Annotated in this window: 21 protein-coding genes; 13 read left to right on the forward strand and 8 right to left on the reverse strand. The window is 65.0% G+C overall.

The features are described from left to right. The first annotated feature begins 34 nt into the window (after positions 1-34). Together rdgB and hemW are read left to right on the forward strand one after the other, a co-directional pair. A complete protein-coding gene (gene rdgB / locus KTQ42_RS03570; protein ID WP_217344247.1) occupies positions 35-619 on the forward strand; it encodes an RdgB/HAM1 family non-canonical purine NTP pyrophosphatase in 585 nt (194 codons plus the stop codon). Then, the gene (hemW, locus tag KTQ42_RS03575; RefSeq protein ID WP_217344248.1) at positions 616-1845 is read left to right on the forward strand and encodes a radical SAM family heme chaperone HemW; all 1230 of its coding nucleotides are present in this window, start codon (positions 616-618) and stop codon (positions 1843-1845) included. Before rdgB ends, hemW begins: the two co-directional genes overlap by 4 nt. A 374-nt stretch (positions 1846-2219) precedes the next feature. Here the strand turns inward: hemW and KTQ42_RS03580 are convergent, their stop codons facing one another. Together KTQ42_RS03580 and KTQ42_RS03585 are read right to left on the reverse strand one after the other, a co-directional pair. After that, positions 2220-2957, reverse strand: coding sequence for an SDR family NAD(P)-dependent oxidoreductase (locus KTQ42_RS03580; protein WP_217344249.1), 738 nt, complete (start codon positions 2955-2957; stop codon positions 2220-2222). A gap of 17 nt (positions 2958-2974) precedes the next feature. Beyond that, complete coding sequence (locus KTQ42_RS03585; protein ID WP_249222630.1) at positions 2975-4270, reverse strand: family 1 glycosylhydrolase; 1296 nt, start codon at positions 4268-4270, stop codon at positions 2975-2977. Between KTQ42_RS03585 and KTQ42_RS03590 the strand changes: the two genes are divergently transcribed. Further along, a complete protein-coding gene (locus KTQ42_RS03590; protein ID WP_217347046.1) occupies positions 4269-4679 on the forward strand; it encodes a hypothetical protein in 411 nt (136 codons plus the stop codon). The genes KTQ42_RS03585 and KTQ42_RS03590 overlap by 2 nt on opposite strands. Before the next feature lie 378 nt (positions 4680-5057). Beyond that, positions 5058-6362, forward strand: a complete 1305-nt coding sequence (locus tag KTQ42_RS03595) for an ankyrin repeat domain-containing protein (protein WP_217344250.1) — start codon at positions 5058-5060, stop codon at positions 6360-6362. 53 nt (positions 6363-6415) lie between these two features. Here KTQ42_RS03595 and KTQ42_RS03600 read toward each other — a convergent pair whose 3' ends face one another. Further along, positions 6416-9703, reverse strand: a complete 3288-nt coding sequence (locus KTQ42_RS03600) for a carboxyl transferase domain-containing protein (RefSeq protein ID WP_217344251.1) — start codon at positions 9701-9703, stop codon at positions 6416-6418. A gap of 88 nt (positions 9704-9791) precedes the next feature. Then, positions 9792-10208 carry a PaaI family thioesterase gene (locus tag KTQ42_RS03605; RefSeq protein WP_217344252.1) on the reverse strand — a complete coding sequence of 139 codons (417 nt, stop codon included), beginning with the start codon at positions 10206-10208 and terminating at the stop codon, positions 9792-9794. 103 nt (positions 10209-10311) lie between these two features. Here KTQ42_RS03605 and KTQ42_RS03610 point away from each other — a divergent pair, with 103 nt between their 5' ends. Beyond that, on the forward strand, positions 10312-10923 hold the full coding sequence (locus tag KTQ42_RS03610; RefSeq protein WP_217344253.1) for a ParA family protein: 612 nt from the start codon (positions 10312-10314) through the stop codon (positions 10921-10923). Between the two features lie 28 nt (positions 10924-10951). After that, the gene (gene rraA, locus KTQ42_RS03615) at positions 10952-11452 is read left to right on the forward strand and encodes a ribonuclease E activity regulator RraA (protein WP_217344254.1); all 501 of its coding nucleotides are present in this window, start codon (positions 10952-10954) and stop codon (positions 11450-11452) included. A 33-nt stretch (positions 11453-11485) separates the two neighbouring features. Here the strand turns inward: rraA and KTQ42_RS03620 are convergent, their stop codons facing one another. The 3 genes from KTQ42_RS03620 to flgA form a co-directional block, all read right to left on the reverse strand. After that, positions 11486-11953, reverse strand: coding sequence for a flagellar protein FlgN (locus KTQ42_RS03620; protein ID WP_217344255.1), 468 nt, complete (start codon positions 11951-11953; stop codon positions 11486-11488). Between the two features lies 1 nt (position 11954). After that, positions 11955-12257 (reverse strand): flagellar biosynthesis anti-sigma factor FlgM, encoded by a 303-nt coding sequence (flgM, locus tag KTQ42_RS03625; protein ID WP_217344256.1) that lies wholly within the window; start codon positions 12255-12257, stop codon positions 11955-11957. 94 nt (positions 12258-12351) lie between these two features. Then, the gene (flgA, locus tag KTQ42_RS03630; RefSeq protein WP_217344257.1) at positions 12352-13047 is read right to left on the reverse strand and encodes a flagellar basal body P-ring formation chaperone FlgA; all 696 of its coding nucleotides are present in this window, start codon (positions 13045-13047) and stop codon (positions 12352-12354) included. A gap of 155 nt (positions 13048-13202) precedes the next feature. Here flgA and KTQ42_RS03635 point away from each other — a divergent pair, with 155 nt between their 5' ends. The 5 genes from KTQ42_RS03635 to KTQ42_RS03655 are packed head-to-tail and all read left to right on the forward strand — an operon-like array spanning position 13203 to position 16370. Then, the gene (locus KTQ42_RS03635) at positions 13203-13655 is read left to right on the forward strand and encodes a flagellar basal body rod protein FlgB (RefSeq protein ID WP_217344258.1); all 453 of its coding nucleotides are present in this window, start codon (positions 13203-13205) and stop codon (positions 13653-13655) included. A gap of 11 nt (positions 13656-13666) precedes the next feature. Next, positions 13667-14071, forward strand: coding sequence for a flagellar basal body rod protein FlgC (flgC, locus tag KTQ42_RS03640; RefSeq protein WP_217344259.1), 405 nt, complete (start codon positions 13667-13669; stop codon positions 14069-14071). An 11-nt stretch (positions 14072-14082) separates the two neighbouring features. Next, entirely contained in the window at positions 14083-14760 is a 678-nt protein-coding gene (gene flgD / locus KTQ42_RS03645) for a flagellar hook assembly protein FlgD (protein ID WP_217344260.1), read from the forward strand. 35 nt (positions 14761-14795) lie between these two features. Next, positions 14796-16031: a flagellar hook protein FlgE gene (gene flgE / locus KTQ42_RS03650; protein ID WP_217344261.1), complete on the forward strand. Its 1236-nt coding sequence runs from the start codon at positions 14796-14798 to the stop codon at positions 16029-16031. A gap of 48 nt (positions 16032-16079) precedes the next feature. Continuing rightward, complete coding sequence (locus KTQ42_RS03655) at positions 16080-16370, forward strand: hypothetical protein (RefSeq protein ID WP_217344262.1); 291 nt, start codon at positions 16080-16082, stop codon at positions 16368-16370. 514 nt (positions 16371-16884) lie between these two features. Here the strand turns inward: KTQ42_RS03655 and KTQ42_RS03660 are convergent. After that, positions 16885-17067 (reverse strand): hypothetical protein, encoded by a 183-nt coding sequence (locus KTQ42_RS03660; protein ID WP_217344263.1) that lies wholly within the window; start codon positions 17065-17067, stop codon positions 16885-16887. Positions 17068-17155: 88 nt separating this feature from the next. Between KTQ42_RS03660 and flgF the strand changes: the two genes are divergently transcribed. Both flgF and flgG read left to right on the forward strand, forming a co-directional pair. Continuing rightward, positions 17156-17887 carry a flagellar basal-body rod protein FlgF gene (gene flgF, locus KTQ42_RS03665; RefSeq protein WP_217344264.1) on the forward strand — a complete coding sequence of 244 codons (732 nt, stop codon included), beginning with the start codon at positions 17156-17158 and terminating at the stop codon, positions 17885-17887. A 63-nt stretch (positions 17888-17950) separates the two neighbouring features. Beyond that, entirely contained in the window at positions 17951-18733 is a 783-nt protein-coding gene (flgG, locus tag KTQ42_RS03670) for a flagellar basal-body rod protein FlgG (RefSeq protein ID WP_217344265.1), read from the forward strand. Positions 18734-18741 lie beyond the last annotated feature (8 nt).

Here is an 18741-nt window from a genome sequence, read left to right on the forward strand (position 1 = left end):
CGCCGGCTTCATTCAATACGATTTCGCTTTTCCCATGACACAGAAACTGATTCTTGCATCAAACAATGCCGGCAAGCTGCGCGAATTCGCGACCCTGCTGGCGCCGCTGGGCCTCGCGGTGGAGCCGCAGGGCATGCACAACGTGCCCGAGGCCGAGGAACCGCACCTGACCTTCGTCGAGAACGCACTGGAAAAGGCGCGCCATGCATCGCGCCTGACCGGCCTGCCGGCGCTGGCCGACGATTCCGGCGTCTGCGTCAATGCGCTGGGCGGCGCGCCCGGCGTGCTGTCGGCGCGCTATGCCGGCGAGCCGAAATCGGACCAGCGCAATAACGACAAGCTCATTGCCGACCTGGCGCCGCATGCCGACAAATCGGCCTATTACTACTGCGTGCTGGTCTATGTGCGCCATGCCGACGATCCGCAGCCGGTGATCGCCGACGGCCGCTGGAATGGCGTGATGCTGGAGGCGCCACGCGGCGAGGGCGGCTTTGGCTACGACCCTTACTTCCTGCTGCCGGAACTGGGCCTGACCGCGGCCGAACTGCCGGCCGCCGACAAGAACCGGCTGTCGCATCGCGGCCAGGCCCTGCGCGCGCTGGTGGAGAAGCTGAAGTGATACCCATTGTTCCGGCCGGCGCCCGGCCCGCCGCTGCCCGCGCCGCCGGCGCCTACCTGTCGCCCGGCGCGCTCAACCTCACGGCCTTGCCGCCGCTGTCGCTGTATGTGCATTTCCCCTGGTGCGTGCGCAAGTGCCCTTACTGCGACTTCAATTCGCATCAGGCCAGCGGGGACTTTCCCGAAGAGGCCTACCTGGATGCGGTGCGGGCCGATCTGGAAACCGCGCTGCCGCTGATCTGGGGCCGCAAGATCTACACCATCTTCATCGGCGGCGGCACGCCCAGCCTGATGTCGGCGCGCGGCCTGGACCGGCTGATGTCTGACATCCGCGCCCTGCTGCCGCTCGATGGCTCGGCCGAGATCACGATGGAAGCCAATCCCGGTACCTTCGAAGCCGAGAAGTTCAGGTCCTACCGCGCCTCGGGCATCAACCGGCTGTCGATCGGCATCCAGAGCTTCAGTCCACACCATCTGCAGGCGCTGGGCCGCATCCATGACGGCGAGCAGGCCCGGCGCGCGATCGACATTGCGCAGGCCAGCTTCGACAATTTCAACCTCGACCTGATGTATGCGCTGCCTTCGCAGACGCTGGCCGAGGCCGGGGCGGATCTCGCGACCGCGCTGTCGTTCGCGCCGCCGCACCTGTCGCTGTATCACTTGACGATGGAGCCCAATACCGAGTTCGCCAAGTACCCGCCAGCGCTGCCGGACGACGACGCCAGCGCCGAGATGCAGGACATGATTGCCGAGCGCATGGCAGCGGCCGGCTTCGAGCATTACGAAGTGTCGGCCTATGCCCAGCCCGGACGCCAGGCGCGGCACAACCGCAATTACTGGGAATTCGGCGACTACCTCGGCGTGGGCGCCGGCGCCCATTCCAAGATATCCTTCCCGCATCGCATCGTGCGCCAGGCGCGCTTCAAGATGCCGAAAACCTATATGGAACAGGCCATGGCCGGCAATGCGGTCCACGAGGAAAACGAAGTGGGGCGGGCCGACCTCGGGTTCGAGTTCATGCTCAATGCATTGCGGCTGACGGGCGGCTTCGATCCGCGCCTGTTCGCCGAGCGTACCGGCCTGTCGCTCAATGCCATCGAGGAGCGGCTCAATGCGGCGGAGGCCAAGGGCTTGCTGTACCGCGACCACAAGCTGATCCGGCCCACCGTGCTGGGCCAGCGCTTCCTGAACGACCTGCAGGAAATGTTCCTGATGGAGCAGCCGTAGCAGGCTCCTGAACTTCTCCTGCAGGCGGGCAAGGAGTGCGGGCTCGGCATTTTCAATACGTTTTCCTGGCACCGGAAAGAATGCGCTGGGGCGGACCGGGTCGCATGCAGCAGGTCTTGTTTCTCGTAGCCGAGTGGTGATGCCGCAGGACGATGATGTTTTGCGATACCGCGCCGGCGGTGGACCATCTGCCTTACCGCTCAGGCTTTATACCAATCCCAACCCATAACGCCCCATGAAACCGCGTCTTTGTCCGCCTGGCTGCGTTGGGATCGTCGTCGATAGCTGGGCTATTGACGCCTCACCCGTCTTGCCGCGCGAAAAAATCCATCGGTTTCATCCGGGACGTTACGGATTGGGATTGGTATAAAGGCTCATAGCCGGGCCAGGCGTCCGCCATCCACGATCAGCGTCGTGCCCTGAATGAAGGCGGCGTCCTCTGACGCGAGAAAGGCAATCGCCGCCGCCACATGCGCGGGCTTGCCAACATCCTTGGGGTCGATGCTTTCCGCGCCCGATCGAACGTTGGGATTGTCCCAAAGCATGGGCGTGTCTATCGCGCCCGGCAGGATGGCATTGACCCGTATTTGCTGATTCATTCCCTCGATGGCGGCGCTGCGTGTCAGCGACAGCAGCGCCGCCTTTGCAGCGGCATAGGGCGCATCCAGCGGACTGGTCTGGATTGCATGAATGCTGGCGACGTTGACGACCGCGCTGCCTGGCTTCATCACGGCAAAGCCATGCTTGATGAAATAGAACGCGCCCAGAAGATCCACATCCAGTACCCGTCGCCACTCCTCCTGCGTCAACTTGCCCAGGGAACGGAAGGTCATCAGGCCGGCATTGTTGACGACCACATCGAGCCGGCCGAAGTGTTCAATGGCGGCATCGATCGTCGCCTTGACCTGCGCTTCCACCGCGACGTCGCAGGTGCTTGCCAGAACTCCGGCCGCGCCTGCCGCGCGCAACTGCCGGGCGGCGGTTTCCGCTCGCTGGCTGTCCCTGTCCGCAATCACCACCTTTGCCTGCTCGGAGGCGAAGCGCTGCGCCGTGGCCAGGCCAATGCCGCTGGCGCCGCCCGTGACGACGACCACCCTGTCGGAAAACCGCATCTTCTGCTCCCTGTCCTCTATTGCGTGTTGGCCGGCGCCGCAGTTGCAGCAGTGGCATCGGGCCCGGCCGGCTCCGCCGCCGGCGCAACTTCCTGCGCTTGCGCGGGCATCACGATGGGCACCTGCAGGCAGACGCTCTGGGTCGGCAGGACTTCGCGCCAGTCCGCAATCAGTTTCTGATAGGCCCGGCCGACCGGCCGGATATTGCGGTCGAGGTCATACAGGCCAAGCGCATTGACGTTGCCATTGTTTTCGCGCAGCGCACTGTCCCAGTCGACCTGGTCCGTCAGCGAATACCAGGTGAAGCCGACGATGGGCACGCCATCGTTCCTGACCCGCAGGACATTGGCCCATTCCTTCCACAGCCAGTTCACCGCTTCATTGCCTTTCGGGCCCTCGCAGGCATTGGTCTCGGTATGCATGACCGGCAACTGGTAACGCTGGTAATACATGCTGGTAATGACGGAATACCCAAGGATTTCGCCAGAGGCGCAGCACAGACCGGTGGCATCGACCCTGTGCTCATTGGTGATGTAGTAGTCGTTGCCCATGATGCAGTGATGCTTCAGGTGATTGTCGAGGAAGAAGTGGTATTCCTCGCGGGTCATGCCGTTGTCCGTCACGTATTCGTACATCTCGGAATCCACCCGGCGGCCATAGTTCAGGTCCAGCGAAAGAAAGCGGCGAGCGTTCATCAGTTCGGCCGGGCCGATCGCCTTCGGGTTCTCGGCGTGAAAATACTCCGAGGATTCGCTCTGGATGAAGATGGCATCCGGCCGCGCCGCCAGGATTGCCCGCATCGCCAGCAAATTGGCCTTGACCACATGCTTCAATGCCGTGACGAAGCCCCGGTCCGTGGTCATCTGCTCATTCCACCAGCCATACAGTCCGGAAAACAGGGCGCAGATATACATCTCGTTGACCGGGGTATAGAGCTGCACCCACGGATAACGCCGGGCGAAGGCCGCTGCATATTGCGCCAGGAGTGTCGGGAAGTCGGGGTTCTGAAAATTGCCGATCCAGCCCGGCACGCCGAAATGGCAAAGGTCGACGATAGGCACGATGCCCAGTGCCTGCAGCCTCCCGAAGGCAAGATCGGCGAATTCCCAGTCATACCGGTCGGCACCGAGAAAGGCACGGTGAAGTGGCGGGCCGTAGCGCAGGAAACCAGTGCCCAGTTCCCTGACCAGCCTGAAATCGGTTTCCCAGTGCTGGTAGTGGCCGCACTTTTCCAGCTCATCCATTCTCAGGCGGCCGCCATCAATCGTGGGAATGCTGTTTTCTATTCCGGTGGCAAAAATGAATCCAGACATGATCGCATCACTCCTCGTGAGGATTGGATGCTGGATACCGGTCAGGGTTCGCCAGCGGCAGGATTGCGGCCTGATATCACGCAGCGATTGGAATGATTCATGTGCCGCGCTGGGCCTGGGTTCCTCGCCTGACAATGCGCTGCGGGAGGCGTACCAAGGCGGTGCGTTCGTCAGCGAGCATGGCAGCTGGGACCGTGCGCCACTCAGCGGCTATGCAGTTGTCTTTGTCGGTTTCCGGCAGGGCAAGCAAGTGGGGCAACGCAAGGTCGTCGTCAGCGGCATTTGCTCCGGCGACGACAAGAAGCTGTATGGCGTACCAGTCGGGCTGGCACGGGACAGGAAGGGCGCGCTGCGCATCGCCGACGACGTTGGCGATGCGGTATGGCGGGTTACTGCGCACGCACAATAAGAAAAAGACTTTAACGGCGACACAAACATTGGCGCGTCATGGCAACTGCCGAACCGCCGTCCAAGGCATCGTCAATGGCTTCCGCAGCGGCCATCGACGAATCGTGAAAGTGTCTCTGGCGTCTCCTGGTTCGCGCTATTGATCTTGTTCAAGCATTGTTCAGGAACCAGCGATGCATTTCTTTTACGGACGTTGACTTCGCTTCGCGGCGAAGCGCGCCAGCGACCCCCGCGCTTTGGGCTCGCGTCGATCAGGAAGGCAGGAAATGGACAATCGCATTGATGTCGTCGACAAGTCGACGACCGCGCGGGCCGGGCAGCCCGGCGCCTTGCAGCATCGGGCCGCAGTAGAGGTCGTAATGGATGCGCATTTGCGCATTTGCGCAGCGCGCAACGGGCAACGCCTTTCCTCGACCAGTCAAAGTCAGCACAGAGGCCGACGCCATCGCCCTCAAGCAAGGGACTGGGTTTCAAGGAAGATGCCAGTAAGGAAAAGGCCGGTAGCGAAGTAAGCAGTAAGGAAGAAGATAGTAAGGAAAAAGCCAGCACTTCATCGACGGAGGAAAGCGCTTCCTCGGATTCGGAATCGGAAGAAGAGGACAGCCTGGACGCAGCACTGCGGGAGCAGGATCCAGTTGCCATCGAGGCAGCGCTGCTGGCCTGCGCGGACCTGCGGCAGCGCGCAAGGGAAAGTCCGATGCTGCTGCATGCGCTGGCCAATCTGGGGCATCTGAAGGGCTTGCACCTGCTGGTCGATGCCGGTGCTGACGTCAATGCCCGCTCCGGGCAAAAGCGGACGCCGTTGATCTATGCGGCCTCCGGCGGCTCGCCAGAGGTGATTCACGCGCTGCTCGATCACGGCGCCAATGCGGGTAAGCGCGACAATGCCGGCAACACCGCGCTGCACGTGGCGGTGCTATGCCGGCAGCATGCTGCTGCCGCAGCGCTGCTTGACCGGATGAGCCAGCAGGAAATTGACCAGCCTAACAACAAAGGCTGTTCGGCCCTGTTCGAAGCGGTTCTGCTTGAAGATGCAGAAATGACGCGCCTGCTTCTTCAGAAACATTCGCAGGTCGATTGCCATTTTCACGAGATGTCGAGCATGACGCCGCTGATGGTGTCGGCGGCAAGGGGCGATATCGAAATGCTCCGCGATCTGCTGGCCGCTCACGCCAATCCCGATGAGCCCGACTGGATGGCTGCCACCGCGCTTTTTTATGCCGTGCGCGGCGACAGCGTGGCCTGCGTGACTGCATTGCTGGATGCCGGGGCCGACATCGACGCCCGTGATACGCGCTACTACACGCCCCTGCTGTGCGCGGTCGAGTTGTCGAACAAGCATATGGTTCATATTTTGCTGGGGCGCGGGGCAACAATGACGCACCATGCGCGCATGGTGCGTCATATTGGCGAGGCCGTCTGCAAGACGGAGGATGCCGAATTCCAGGACGAGGACGGCCCTGGCAGGCGTACGCTGGGGCCGCCGCGCCTGGAACGCGTGCCGCAGCCGGCCCTGCTGTTTGCGGTTTCCAGGGGACTTGATGACATGGTCGAACTGCTGATTGATTGTGGGGCCGATGTCAACGTCGTTGATGCCAATGGCGACACCGCGCTGAGCAGAGCCATTGGATCAGGCCATCGGGGCATTGTCGACTGCCTCCTGGCCCGTGGCGCTCAGCAATAACACAACAGGCCAACAGGCCAACAGGTCAGTTGTGAACGAGCCGGTCCCGGACCTCACCAGGTATCGACAAAGCGGCGCTTCCTTCCCTCCCGCGCCGCCGGGGCCGACTTCAGGCCGCGCATGATCCAGCCGCGGGTCTCGGCCGGGTCGATCACATCGTCGATCTCCAGGTAGGACGCCATGTTGACCGCGCGTCCATTCTCGTAGGCTGCCGCCACCATCGCATCGAACTGCCGCTTGCGTTCCGCAGGGTCGGCAATCGCTTCCAGCTCCTTGCGGTAGCCGAGCCGGATCGAACCCTCGATGCCCATCGCGCCGAACTCGGCCGACGGCCAGGCGATGGTGAAGAAAGGCGCGCCGAAGCTGCCGGCCGCCATGGATTGCGCGCCCAGGCCATAACCCTTGCGCAGCACGATGGCATACAGCGGCACCGACAGGCTGGCCGCGGTGACGAACATGCGCGACACATGGCGCACCATGCCGGTGGCTTCGGCATCGGGGCCGACCATGAAGCCGGGCGTGTCGCACAGCGATACGATGGGCAAACCGAAGGCGTCGCACAGCTGCATGAAGCGGGCCGCCTTGTCGGCGCCGTCGGCGTCGATGGCGCCGCCCAGATGGGCCGGGTTGTTGGCGATCAGCCCAACGGGACGGCCTTCTATGCGTGCGAGCGCGGTAATCATGCCCACGCCGAAGTCGCGCCGCAGTTCCAGCACCGAGCCGGTGTCGGCCAGCGTTTCCACGAGGGTGCGGATGTCGTAGACCCGCAGCCGGTTCTCGGGAATCGCATGGCGCAGCAGGCGCTGGTCGGCGCAGGTCCAGTCTGCCAGCGTGCCCTGAAAATAGGCCAGATATTGCTTGGCCGCACGCACCGCCTCGGCCTCGTCGCGCACCACCAGGTCGATCACGCCGTTCGGGCTCTGCATTGCCACCGGCCCAACTTCCTCGGGAAGGTAGACGCCCAGGCCGCCGCCTTCGATCATGGCCGGCCCGCCCATGCCGATGGTGGCGTTCTCCGTGGCGATGATGACGTCGCTGCAGCCCAGGAATGCCGCATTGCCGGCAAAGCAGCGGCCCGACACGATGCCCACCCGTGGCACCAGGCCCGAAAGCCGGGCATAGGCCGCGAAGGAGGTGCAGTCCAGGCCGGCCACCAGCAGCGCATCGGTGTCGCCCGGCCGGCCCCCGCCGCCCTCGGTGAAGAACACCACCGGCAGGCGCCATTGCTCGGCCAGGCGCAGCATGCGGTCGGTCTTCCTGTGGTTCATCATGCCCTGGGTGCCGGCCATCACGGTGTAGTCGTAGGCCATCACCAGGCAGCGCGCGCGCTCCTCGTCGAACAGGTCGCCATTGATGCTGGCGATGCCGGACACCAGGCCGTCGGCCGGGCTGATGCGGATGAGCTCATCCATCGGCCGCCGCCGGCGCTGTGCGGCCAGCGCCAGAGCGCCGTATTCACGCAGGCTACCGGGGTCGCACAGGTCGTCGAGGTTTTCCCGTGCAGTGCGCTGTCCGGTCTTGCGCCGGCGCGCCACCGCGTCCGGCCGCTGCGCATCGAGCCCGATCGCATGCCGTTCCAGCGCATTGCGCAAATCGGGGCGGATCGCATCCAGATCGATCTCGGTTGCGTCTCCCGCATCGTCGCCGTCGACGTCGGCCGGCTCGATATGGCAGATGGCTTCGCCGGCCGCCAGCACCTGGCCGGGCCGCGCCGCCAGCTGGCGCACGATGCCCGACAGCGGCGCGGCAACCAGATGCTCCATCTTCATCGCTTCCAGCACCGCCAGCCGCTGCCCGGCGCGCACCGTGTCGCCAGGCTGCACGGCGATGCTGACCACCGAGCCCTGCAGCGGCGCGCCGACCGTTTCCGTGCCGGGCGGTGCGGGAAAGGCAGCGCGTGCGCCTGCCGCGGCTGCCCCGGCGCGATGCTGCGCGTGGCGGCGAGGAGGCAGCGCGGACGACAGCAATTCGGCCGCATGCCGGTCGATGAAGCTGGTGCTCACCTGGCTGTTGGCAAGCGCGGGATGGCGCAGCAGGTTTTGCAGGAAGCCGAGGTTGCTGTCCACGCCCTCGAGCCGGAATTCCGACAGCGCCCGCGCCGCGCGTGTCAGCGCCTGCGCGTAATGCGGCGCCTGCACGATGACCTTGGCCAGCAGCGAATCAAAGGCCGGAGAGGTGACATAGCCGGCATAGCCATGGCCGTCGACCCGCACGCCGGGGCCGGATGGCGGCTCGTAGGCGGTGATGACGCCGCCGGCCGGCAGCGCGCCGCCGTCGGCAGTCATGGTCTCCAGGTTGACGCGGCATTGCAGCGCATAGCCGCGCGGCGCCGGGATGTCCTGCTGCAGCAGGCCCAGCGCTGCCAGCGTGGCGCCGCCGGCGATCTGGAGCTGCGCCTGCACCAGGTCGATGCCGGTGACCTGCTCGGTCACGGTGTGCTCCACCTGCAGCCGCGGATTGGCCTCGATGAAGGCCCAGCCGGCATCCGCATCCTCATCGGCATTGAGCAGGAATTCGAAGGTGCCCAGGCTGGCATAGCCGGCTTCATGGGCCATGCACAGCGCGGCTTGCGTCATTGCCTCGCGCTGACGCGCATGCAGCGTCGGGCTGGGCGTGACTTCCACCAGTTTCTGGTGACGCCGCTGCAGCGTGCATTCCCGCTCCCACAGATGGGACACCGCGCCGCGTCCATCGGCCAGCACCTGCACTTCGACATGCCGCGCCGCCGGCAAATAACGCTCCAGGTACAGTTCGCCATTGCCGAATGCCGCCTCGGCTTCGGATCGGCAGCGCTCGAAGGCGTCGGCCAGCGCGTCGGCATGCCGCACGACGCGCATGCCGCGCCCGCCGCCGCCCGCCACCGCCTTGACCATCGCCGCGGCTCCGGCGCCCAGGCCGGCCATGAAATCCCGTGCCTGCGCCAGCGTGGTCGGACCATCCGTGCCGGCCATCACCGGTACGCCCAGCCGCCGCGCCAGCGCGCGCGCCTGGCCCTTGTCGCCGAATAGCCGCAAGGCTCCGGGCGAAGGGCCGACGAACACCAGGCCGGCCGTGGCGCAAGCATCTGCAAAGGCAGCGCTCTCGCTCAAGAAGCCGTAACCGGGATGCAGCGCGTCGCAGCCATGCGCCTGCGCCGCTGACAGCATCTGATGGATGTCGAGATAGGGGCGGGCGCCGCGTCCGTCGAGCGCGTGGCTTTCATCAGCCAGGCGCACATGCAGCGCATCGGCATCGTCCTCGCTATAAATGGCAACAGTGGGAATCTCGAGCGCCGCCGCGGCGCGGGCGATGCGAATCGCAATCTCGCCGCGGTTGGCGATCAGTAGCTTCTTCAATGTCATGCGAAGGGTCCGTGTTCAGGTTAGCTTGTCGGTGCGGCGCTGCACGGCCGCTGCGATGGTTGTCGAATCAATGCGGAATCCATGCGATTCATGCCTTGGGCCACAGCACCATCTGCGTGCAGCGGAACAGCGCGATCGTCTTGCCGCTGCCGGCGACGCTGACGGTGGCGTCCCAGACCTGGGTGGTGCGGCCCAGGTGCACTGGCCGGGCATGGCATTCGATGCTGCCTTCCAGCGCGGTGCCGAGGTGATTGCTCTTGAGCTCGACGGTGGTGAAGCCGCTTGCGCCCTGCGGCAGTTGCGACATGCAGCCATAGCCGCAGCAGGTGTCGGCCAGGGTCACGATGGAGGCGGCATGCAGGAAGCCGTTGGGCGCCATGTGGGCCGGCGTGATGGCCATGGTGGCACGTACGCCGTCGGCGCCGACCGCAGTGACCTGCAGTCCGAGCACGCCGGGCAGGGTGCCGTTCTGGATGGAATTGAAATGCTCGGGCGTGTGCTGCATGGCGGGCTCCGGTCAGAATAGGGCGTGCTATTCTTGCACGAAAATTTCCTGTCCATGCAGCCTTTCATCGCTCAGGCGCCCAAGAGAAAACGAGGAGAATGCCGTGCCCGTCATCGTCATTGCGAATCCCAAGGGCGGCGTCGGCAAGAGCACGCTGGCCACCAATCTTGCGGGCTGCCTTGCCCGGAAAGGGCACAAGGTGATGCTGGGCGACCTCGACAGCCAGCAGTCCTCGCGTGCCTGGCTGGCATTGCGGCCGGCGGGCCTGCCGGCCATCGCGCCATGGGACATCGGCCCGGACCGGGTGGCCCGGCCGCCGCGCGGCGTCACCCATCTGGTGCTGGATACCCCGGCCGGCATGGCCGGGCCGCAACTGGAGCGGGCGCTGCGGGTGGCCGACCGCCTGCTGGTGCCGCTGCAGCCGTCGATGTTCGACATCCTCGCCACCGAGGCCTTCCTGCAGCGCCTGGCAAGCCGGCGCGGCAGCCTGCAGGTCGGCATCATCGGCATGCGGGTCAATCCGCGCACCCGCGCCGCCGACCAGCTGGCCCACTATGTCGGCCAGCTGGGCATGCCGGTGCTGGGCTATCTGCGCGAGACGCAGAACTACGTGCAGCTGGCTGCGCTGGGCGCCACACTGTGGGATGCGGCGCCGGCCCGGGTCGAGCGCGACATTGCGCAATGGCAGCCGCTGCTGGACTGGATAGATTGCTGAACGACTTTCCTCATCAACCGGAGCTCTTATGGACTTTTCCACCTGCGACCTGTGCGACGCCAATGAAAACCTGATCGCCGACGGCAGCCTGACCGTGCTGCCGCCGGTCTTCATCGCGCTCGGCCGGCGCGCCGCCTTTTCCGGCCAGGCCGCCACGCTGAAGGTATTCGAAGACAACGTGCTGGTGCGCGCCACGCTGGAAACGCCGGGCAATGGCCGGGTGCTGGTGGTGGACGGCGGCGGCAGCCTGCGCTGCGCGCTGGTGGGCGGCAACCTGGGCGTGCTGGCGGAAAGGAATGGCTGGGCCGGCATCGTCGTGCATGGCTGCGTGCGCGATTCGGCCGAGCTCAATGCCTGCGATATCGGCATCCGCGCGCTGGCGCTGCATCCGCAGCGCAGCGTGCGCAAGGGCGCGGGCGACAAGGAACTGCAGGTCGTCATCGCCGGCGTGGCGGTGCGGCCGGGCGACTGGATCCATGCGGATGCGGATGGGGTGCTGGTGTCCAGGACGGCATTGGGCAAGGGCTAAGGCCTTGCCGGGCCGCCTGCGCGGCCTGCCGGATCAGCCGGCGACGAAGCTGCGGCCTGCAGTGCGGACATTCTGCTGGCCGTCGCGGCCATACACCGCCGGCTGGCCGCCGCCGCGCAGCGCCTGCAGGCCGGCCTGGTTGCGGCTCAGGTGCTGGTGGATCAGCAGGCCGTTGGTGCGGTTGAGTTCCTTGCCTGATGCGGCTGCTGCCAGCAGCGCCTGCCAGTCGGCGCGCACCGCTTCATCCTGCGCGGCCAGCCAGGCCAGCATGCCGGCTTCGGCGCCTGCATGGCCGGCGGCGGCGACAGCCTGCATGCGCGACTGGGCCAGCAGGTTCATCTGATCGACCAGGCCGGTCTTGCGCCCGGCCGTTTGCGCCAGCGCAGCCACGTCGGCCCGCACCAGTTCGGCCTGCTCCTGCTGCAGGCATTCCTGCAGCTGGCGGGCGAGTTCGAGTTCAGTGGCGATGAGGGCGGCGGGGCCGTGCTGCGCTGGCGTCATGCTATTTCCGTTTCTGATTCATCAGGTCCTTGACCGAATCGATCAGGCCGTCGGCGACCTTGCTGGCGTCGACCTGGAAAGTGCCATTGGCAATGGCGGCCTTGATCTCTTCGACCTTCTTGGCATCGAAGACGCCAGAGGACGACGTGGAGGAGAGCGCCTTGGCCTGGCTGGACAGGCGCACGTTGTCGGTAGCCGCGGCGGTGGCGGCGGCTTTGTCGGCGCCCTTGCTGGCGCCGGTCTGGGTTGCGGCCACGCTGGTCGCGGCGGGCTTCTTGATGGAGCCGGAGTCATTGATTTTCATGACGTTTCCTTAGTCGTTTCGAGGGGACATTCCTCTGCCATGTCTGCTTTACGGCGCGTCTGGCAAAAACTTTAACCCTCTTTTCGACAACAAGTTAAAAAGTCACTTCAACCGTGCCGCCGGCACGCGCCACGCCCGACACCACCTGGCCGTTCTGGGTCTTGACCTGCACCACCTGGCCGTCGCTGCCATTGGCCAGCGCGCGGCCGTCGGCGGTCACCTTGAATCCCGGCCCGGAGGATACCAGGCGCACCACCTGGCCCTGCGCCACCGCCTGCTGGCTGCGCAGCGCATCCTGGCGCAGCGGCGCGCCGACCGCGACCGAGCGGGCCACGGTATGGCCGACCGCCTGCGCCTGTTCGGTAACGATGCCCGGCGGCAGCGCGGTCAGGTCGCCGCTGACTCTGGCGACGTCATTCGGTCCTATGGTCTGGCCCTGCGCCAGCGGCACCGCCGCCGCCAGGTATTCGCCCTGCACCTGCACCATCGCCGGGATGTAGACCGTCCAGGGCGAGGGCGCCACGCAGCGCACGCCGACCGAGGTCTTGCCCCAGGCGCGGGCGCCATTGGGCAGGAAGGCTTCCGGCGCGGCGCAGGCGGCCAGGTTCAGGCGCGGGTCGATGGCGCCGACCGTGACCGTGATCTGGCCCGGCAGGCCGCCTGCCTGCACCGTCAGGAACTGGCTGACCGTCTGGCGCAACACGGCGTGGTCCTGCCGCGCCGGTGCGGTCTGCGCGCTGGCGGCGCCGGCAAGGACGAGAAGCGCCAGGGCGCTGTACTGAGGTTTCATGGTCTGACCCGAGTTTTATTCCAGCCTGCATGGTAAGGCGCGGCGCTTGCGGCAAAGCGGCAAACAGGCCGCGATTTGCCGCCTTTATTGCCCGATGGATAGTCTCGCCGCTTATTTACCATGCACAGCATGCAATTCCACCATCAGGAGCGGAAATGATAGGAAAACTGGATCAGGCGCTGGCCTTTCATGAAGCGGCGCTGAAGCTCGGCGCCCAGCGCCAGCAGGTTCTGGCTTCGAATATCGCCAATGCCGACACGCCCAACTACAAGGCCCGCGACTTCGATTTCGCGCAAGCCCTGCAGGGCGCGGTAGGCCGCGGCAATCCGGCCGCACCGGCCGCACCGGCCGCACCGGCGGCGCCGGCGCCCGGCCTGGCCCGCACCGCAGCCGGCCATCAGGGCGCAACGGGCGGCAATGGCGCGACCCTGGTCGCCGGCGCGCCGTCGCTGCTGTACCGCACCGGCGTGCAGGGTGGGGTGGATGGCAATACGGTGGACATGGAAGTCGAGCGCAACCAGTTCACCAACAACGCGCTGCGCTATGAAGCCAGCATCACGATGATCAGCAGCCAGATCAAGAACCTGCTGACCGCGATCCAGGGTTAAGGGAAAAGGCCATGTCGCTGTTCAATATCTTCAACGTGGCCGGCTCGGCCATGAGCGCCCAGGGGCACCGGCTCAACACCGTGGCGTCCAACCTGGCCAATGCCGACAGCGCCACCAGCGCCACCGGCCAGCCCTACCGTGCCAAGCAGGTGGTGTTCGAGGCGGTGGAGGGCGCCACGCCCGGCTCGACCTCGGTCAAGGTGCAGCAGGTGGTCGAGGACACCGCGCCGGCGCGCACCGTCTACAACCCGTCGCATCCGCAGGCCGACGACAAGGGTTACGTGCAGATGCCTAACGTGAACGTGGTGGAGGAAATGGTCAACATGATTTCCGCCACCCGTTCCTACCAGACCAATGTGGAAACGATGAATGCAGCCAAGACCCTGCTGCTGAAAACCCTGACCATCGGTCAGTAAAGGAACCCGGCATGACCACGATCAACGACAACACCGTTTCCCCGGCGCTGCTCAATGCGATGAACCCGTCCAAGGCCAGCGCCAACAGCGCCGAGGGCATCGCCGGCACCCAGGACCGCTTCATGAAGCTGCTGATCACGCAGATGAAGAACCAGGATCCGCTGAACCCGATGGACAACGCCCAGGTCACCAGCCAAATGGCGCAGCTCTCCACCGTGACCGGCATCGAGAAGCTCAATGCCAGCATGTCCAGCATGCAGAGCAGCTACCAGGCCAGCCAGACCATGCAGGCCACCAGCCTGATCGGTCACGGCGTGCTGGTGCCGGGCAGCAGCGCCACGCTGGCCGACGGCAAGGCCGTGCTGGGCATCGACCTGCCGGCAGCGGCCGACAAGGTCACCGTCACCATCCGCGACGGCGCCGGCAAGGCGATCCACAAGATCGAGCTCGGCCAGCAGGCGGCCGGCACGCTGCCGCTGGCATGGGACGGCAAGACCGACAGCGGCGCCACCGCCGCCAACGGCCAGTACAGCTTCGACGTCACCGCCAGCAGCGCCGGCTCGGCGATCAAGGCCGGCACGCTAGCCTTCGGGCAGGTGGGCAGCGTCTCGACCGGCGCCTCCGGCGTCAAGCTCAACCTGACCAACGGCGGCTCGGCCACCATGGCCGACGTGCGCGAAATCATTTGACGGCACCCGCCAACCCATAGCAAACGGAGAAGAACATGAGTTTCCAGCAAGGTCTGAGCGGTCTGAACGCCGCGTCCAAGAGTCTCGAAGTCATCGGCAACAACGTCTCGAATTCCAGCACCGTGGGCTTCAAGGCATCACAGGCGCAGTTCGCCGACGTGTATGCCACCTCGCTGTCCGGCGGCGGCGCCTCGCAGGTGGGCATCGGCACCAAGCTCTCCAAGGTGCAGCAGCAGTTCAGCCAGGGCAACATCACCGCGTCCAACAATGCGCTGGACATCGCCATCAACGGCGCCGGCTTCTTCCGCATGGACACCAACGGCACCGTGACCTACGCCCGGAACGGCCAGTTCGAGCTGGACAAGTCCGGTTACATCGTCAATGCCACCGGCGCCAACCTGACCGGCTACAGCGCCAACGCCGCCGGCGTGCTCTCGACCGGCGCGCCGGGCAAGCTGCAGATCAACACGGCCGACCTGCCGCCTTCGGTCACCAAGCTGGTCAAGGAAGTGGTGAACCTGGATTCGGGCCTCACGGCGCCATCCAACACGCCGTTCAATCCGGCCGACCCGACCACTTACAACAACGCGACCTCCATCTCGGTCTTCGACAGCCTGGGCAACTCGCATGTGATGCAGAGCTTCTTCGTCAAGACCGGCTCCGGCGCCTGGGATGTGTACGGCGTGGCCGACGACAAGGTGCTGACCTCGCCGGCCGGCGGCAAGATCGCCTCGCTCGCCTTCGGTCCCGACGGCGCGCTGACGCAGGCGTCGAAGGACGCCATGCCGTTCTCGGTGACCATCCCGGCCACCGCCACCGGCGCCTCCGACATCGTGACCAAGGTGGACTACACCGGCAGCACCCAGTACGGCTCGTCCTTCATCGTCAATGCGCTGTCGCAGGATGGCTATACCTCCGGCCGCCTGACCGGCTTCAACACCGGCGCCGACGGCATCATCACCGGCCGCTACAGCAACGGCAAGTCATCGACGCTGGGCCAGGTAGTGCTGGCCAACTTCACCAACGTCAACGGCCTGCAACCCTTGGGCAACAACGTCTGGGCCGAGACCACGGGCTCCGGCGTGCCGCTGGTGGGGACCCCGTCGAGCGGCACCTTCGGCACGCTGCAGGCGTCGGCGGTGGAGGATTCGAATGTGGACCTGACGGCTGAGCTGGTGAACATGATCACTGCGCAGCGGGTGTATCAGGCCAATGCGCAGACGGTGAAGACGCAGGATCAGGTCATGCAGACGCTGGTGAATCTGAGGTAAGGGGGAGGGCGGCGGCAGCCGCGGCTGCTGTCGAGGTAGGCGCGTAGGGTGGAATACCCGAAGGGGCATTCCACCATTCGTCGATCAAGGAAGCAGGCCGACAGGAACTATCCCGGTCTGCGAACGCGGTGCAATGCCCTTCGGGTATTGCACGCTACGAAAGCGGTTGCGGTTGCATTTGAAGTACGTGTAGCGACAGTTGAAGTTGCAGTTGCAGTTGAAGTTGAAGTTGAAGTTGAAGTTGAAGTTGAAGTTGAAGTTGAAGTTGAAGTTGAAGTTGCAGTTGAAGTTGCAGTTGCTTTTGAAGTGGCAGGTAAAGTCCCGTTGAGCGCGCCGTGACGGCGATGCCGGAAGCGGATAAGGTGCGGCGTCTGTTTGAGCGCAGCGCAGCGCAGCGAGTTTAGCCGCGCCCCGCTTCCGGCATCGACGGCACGGGCACCCCGCGCAGCGGGGCGCGATCACCGGGTCGCCTTTTCTTGCCTACTTCTTTTGGCGAAGCAAAAGAAGCAGGTCGCCTGCCGGGGCGAACACCCGGCCTGGTCATGACGGCAGTGCAGTGGGGTTGTTTCACCAGGCGTGAAGACGTCACTGCGAAGTAGCAGTTGCCTTAGACGTTAAGGGTCTTGCTCGAACCACGTCGAACGTCAACACCGACAGTGCTGCCCGTGCCTTGCCGGGTGACGCAATGCGATTGCACTGCCGTGGAGACAAGCCGGGAGTCCGTCCCGGCGGCCGGGTCACTTTTTTTGCTTCGCCAAAAAAAGTAACCAAAAAAAGGCGACCCGGTGATCGCGCCCTGCTGACGCAGGGTCCCCGTGTCAGCGGTACCCGGAGCGGGGCGCGGCTAAACTCGCTACGCTGCGCTTCGCTCAGACAGACGCCGCACCTTATCCGCTCCGGGCACCGCTGACACGGCGCGCTCAACGGGACTGAACGGCAACGGCAACTGCAACTGCAACTGCAACTGCAACTGCAACTGCAACTGCAACTGCAACTGCAACTGCAACTGCAACTGCAACTGCAACTGCAACTGCAACTGTCGCTGCGCGGGGCTACAAGCGATACATGCAGGGCGCGCCAGGCATCAGCCGCACCGCCCCAAACGAAGCGTTGAAAGGAACGAAATGGACCGCCTGATCTACACCGCCATGACCGGCGCAAAACACATCCTGGAACAGCAGGCCAACAACTCCAACAACCTTGCCAACGCCACCACCACCGGCTTTCGCGCCCAGGTCGACGCCTTCCGCGCCGTCCCGGTCGTCGGCAATGAACTCCCCACCCGCGCCTTCGTGGTCGATGCCACCGTCGCCACCGACTTCAGCCCCGGCCCGATCCAGCAGACCGCGCGCGAACTCGACGTCGCCGTCCAGGGCAAGGGCTGGCTGGCGGTGCAGACCGCCGATGGCGCGGAAGCCTATACCCGCCATGGCAGCCTGAAGCTGTCCGAGAACGGCCAGCTGCTCACCCAGCGCGGCGACGCGGTGCTGGGCGATGCCGGCCCGATCAGCATCCCGCCCGATACCCGCATCGCCATCGCCAAGGACGGCACCATCACCGGCATGGCGGCCAACCAGCCGCCCACCGTGCTGGGCCGCATCAAGCTGGTCAACCCGGCGGAAAACAACCTGACGCGCGGCAGCGACGGGCTGTTCCGCACCAGGGATGGCAGCGCGGCCGATGCCGATGCGGCAGTCAACATCATCGGCGGCGCGCTGGAAGGCAGCAATGTCAATACCGTCGATGCCATGGTCAACATGATCAGCCTGGCCCGCCAGTTCGAAATGCAAATGAACCTGATGAAGAACGCCGAGAGTAACGAGACAAAAGCCAGTCAACTCCTCGCTTTGAATTAAGGGTTTCTGCAAGACAATAAAGACTAGCCCACAAGAAGCGGCCACGCCGCGACGGAGTTAGTCATGATTCGATCCCTCTGGATAGCCAAGACCGGCCTGGATGCCCAGCAGACGCAGATGGACACCATCGCCAACAACCTGGCCAATGTCAGCACCAGCGGCTTCAAGCGCTCGCGTGCCGTATTCGAAGACCTGCTGTACCAGAACCTGCGCCAGCCCGGCGCCCAGACCTCGCAGCAGACCCAGCTGCCGTCGGGCCTCCAGGTCGGCACCGGCGTGCGCACCGTCGCCACCGAGCGCATCTTCACCCAGGGCAATCTGCAGCAGACCTCCAATGACAAGGACCTGGCAATCCAGGGCAACGGCTTCTTCCAGGTGCTGATGCCCGACGGTACCACCGCCTATACCCGCGACGGCTCCTTCCAGGTCGATAACCAGGGCCAGATGGTGACCTCGAGCGGCTTCGTGATCCAGCCTGCGATCACCATCCCGGCCAATGCCCAGAGCATCTCCATCGGTCGCGACGGCACGGTGTCGGTGACCCAGCCCGGCAGCGCCAGCGCGACTCAGGTCGGCCAGCTGCAACTGGCGACCTTCATCAATGCGGCCGGCCTGGAAAGCCGCGGCGAGAACCTGTATGTCGAGACCACCGCTTCCGGCAACCCGAGCACCAATACCCCGGGTACCAACGGCGCCGGCATGGTCACGCAGGGCTATGTGGAAACCTCCAACGTCAATGTGGCCGAGGAACTGGTCAACATGATCCAGACCCAGCGCGCCTATGAGATCAACAGCAAGGCGATCACCACTTCCGACCAGATGCTGCAGAAGCTGACCCAGCTCTGAAGCGCCAT

Origin of the sequence: Noviherbaspirillum sp. L7-7A, assembly GCF_019052805.1 — a bacterium.
Classification (GTDB): domain Bacteria; phylum Pseudomonadota; class Gammaproteobacteria; order Burkholderiales; family Burkholderiaceae_D; genus Noviherbaspirillum_A.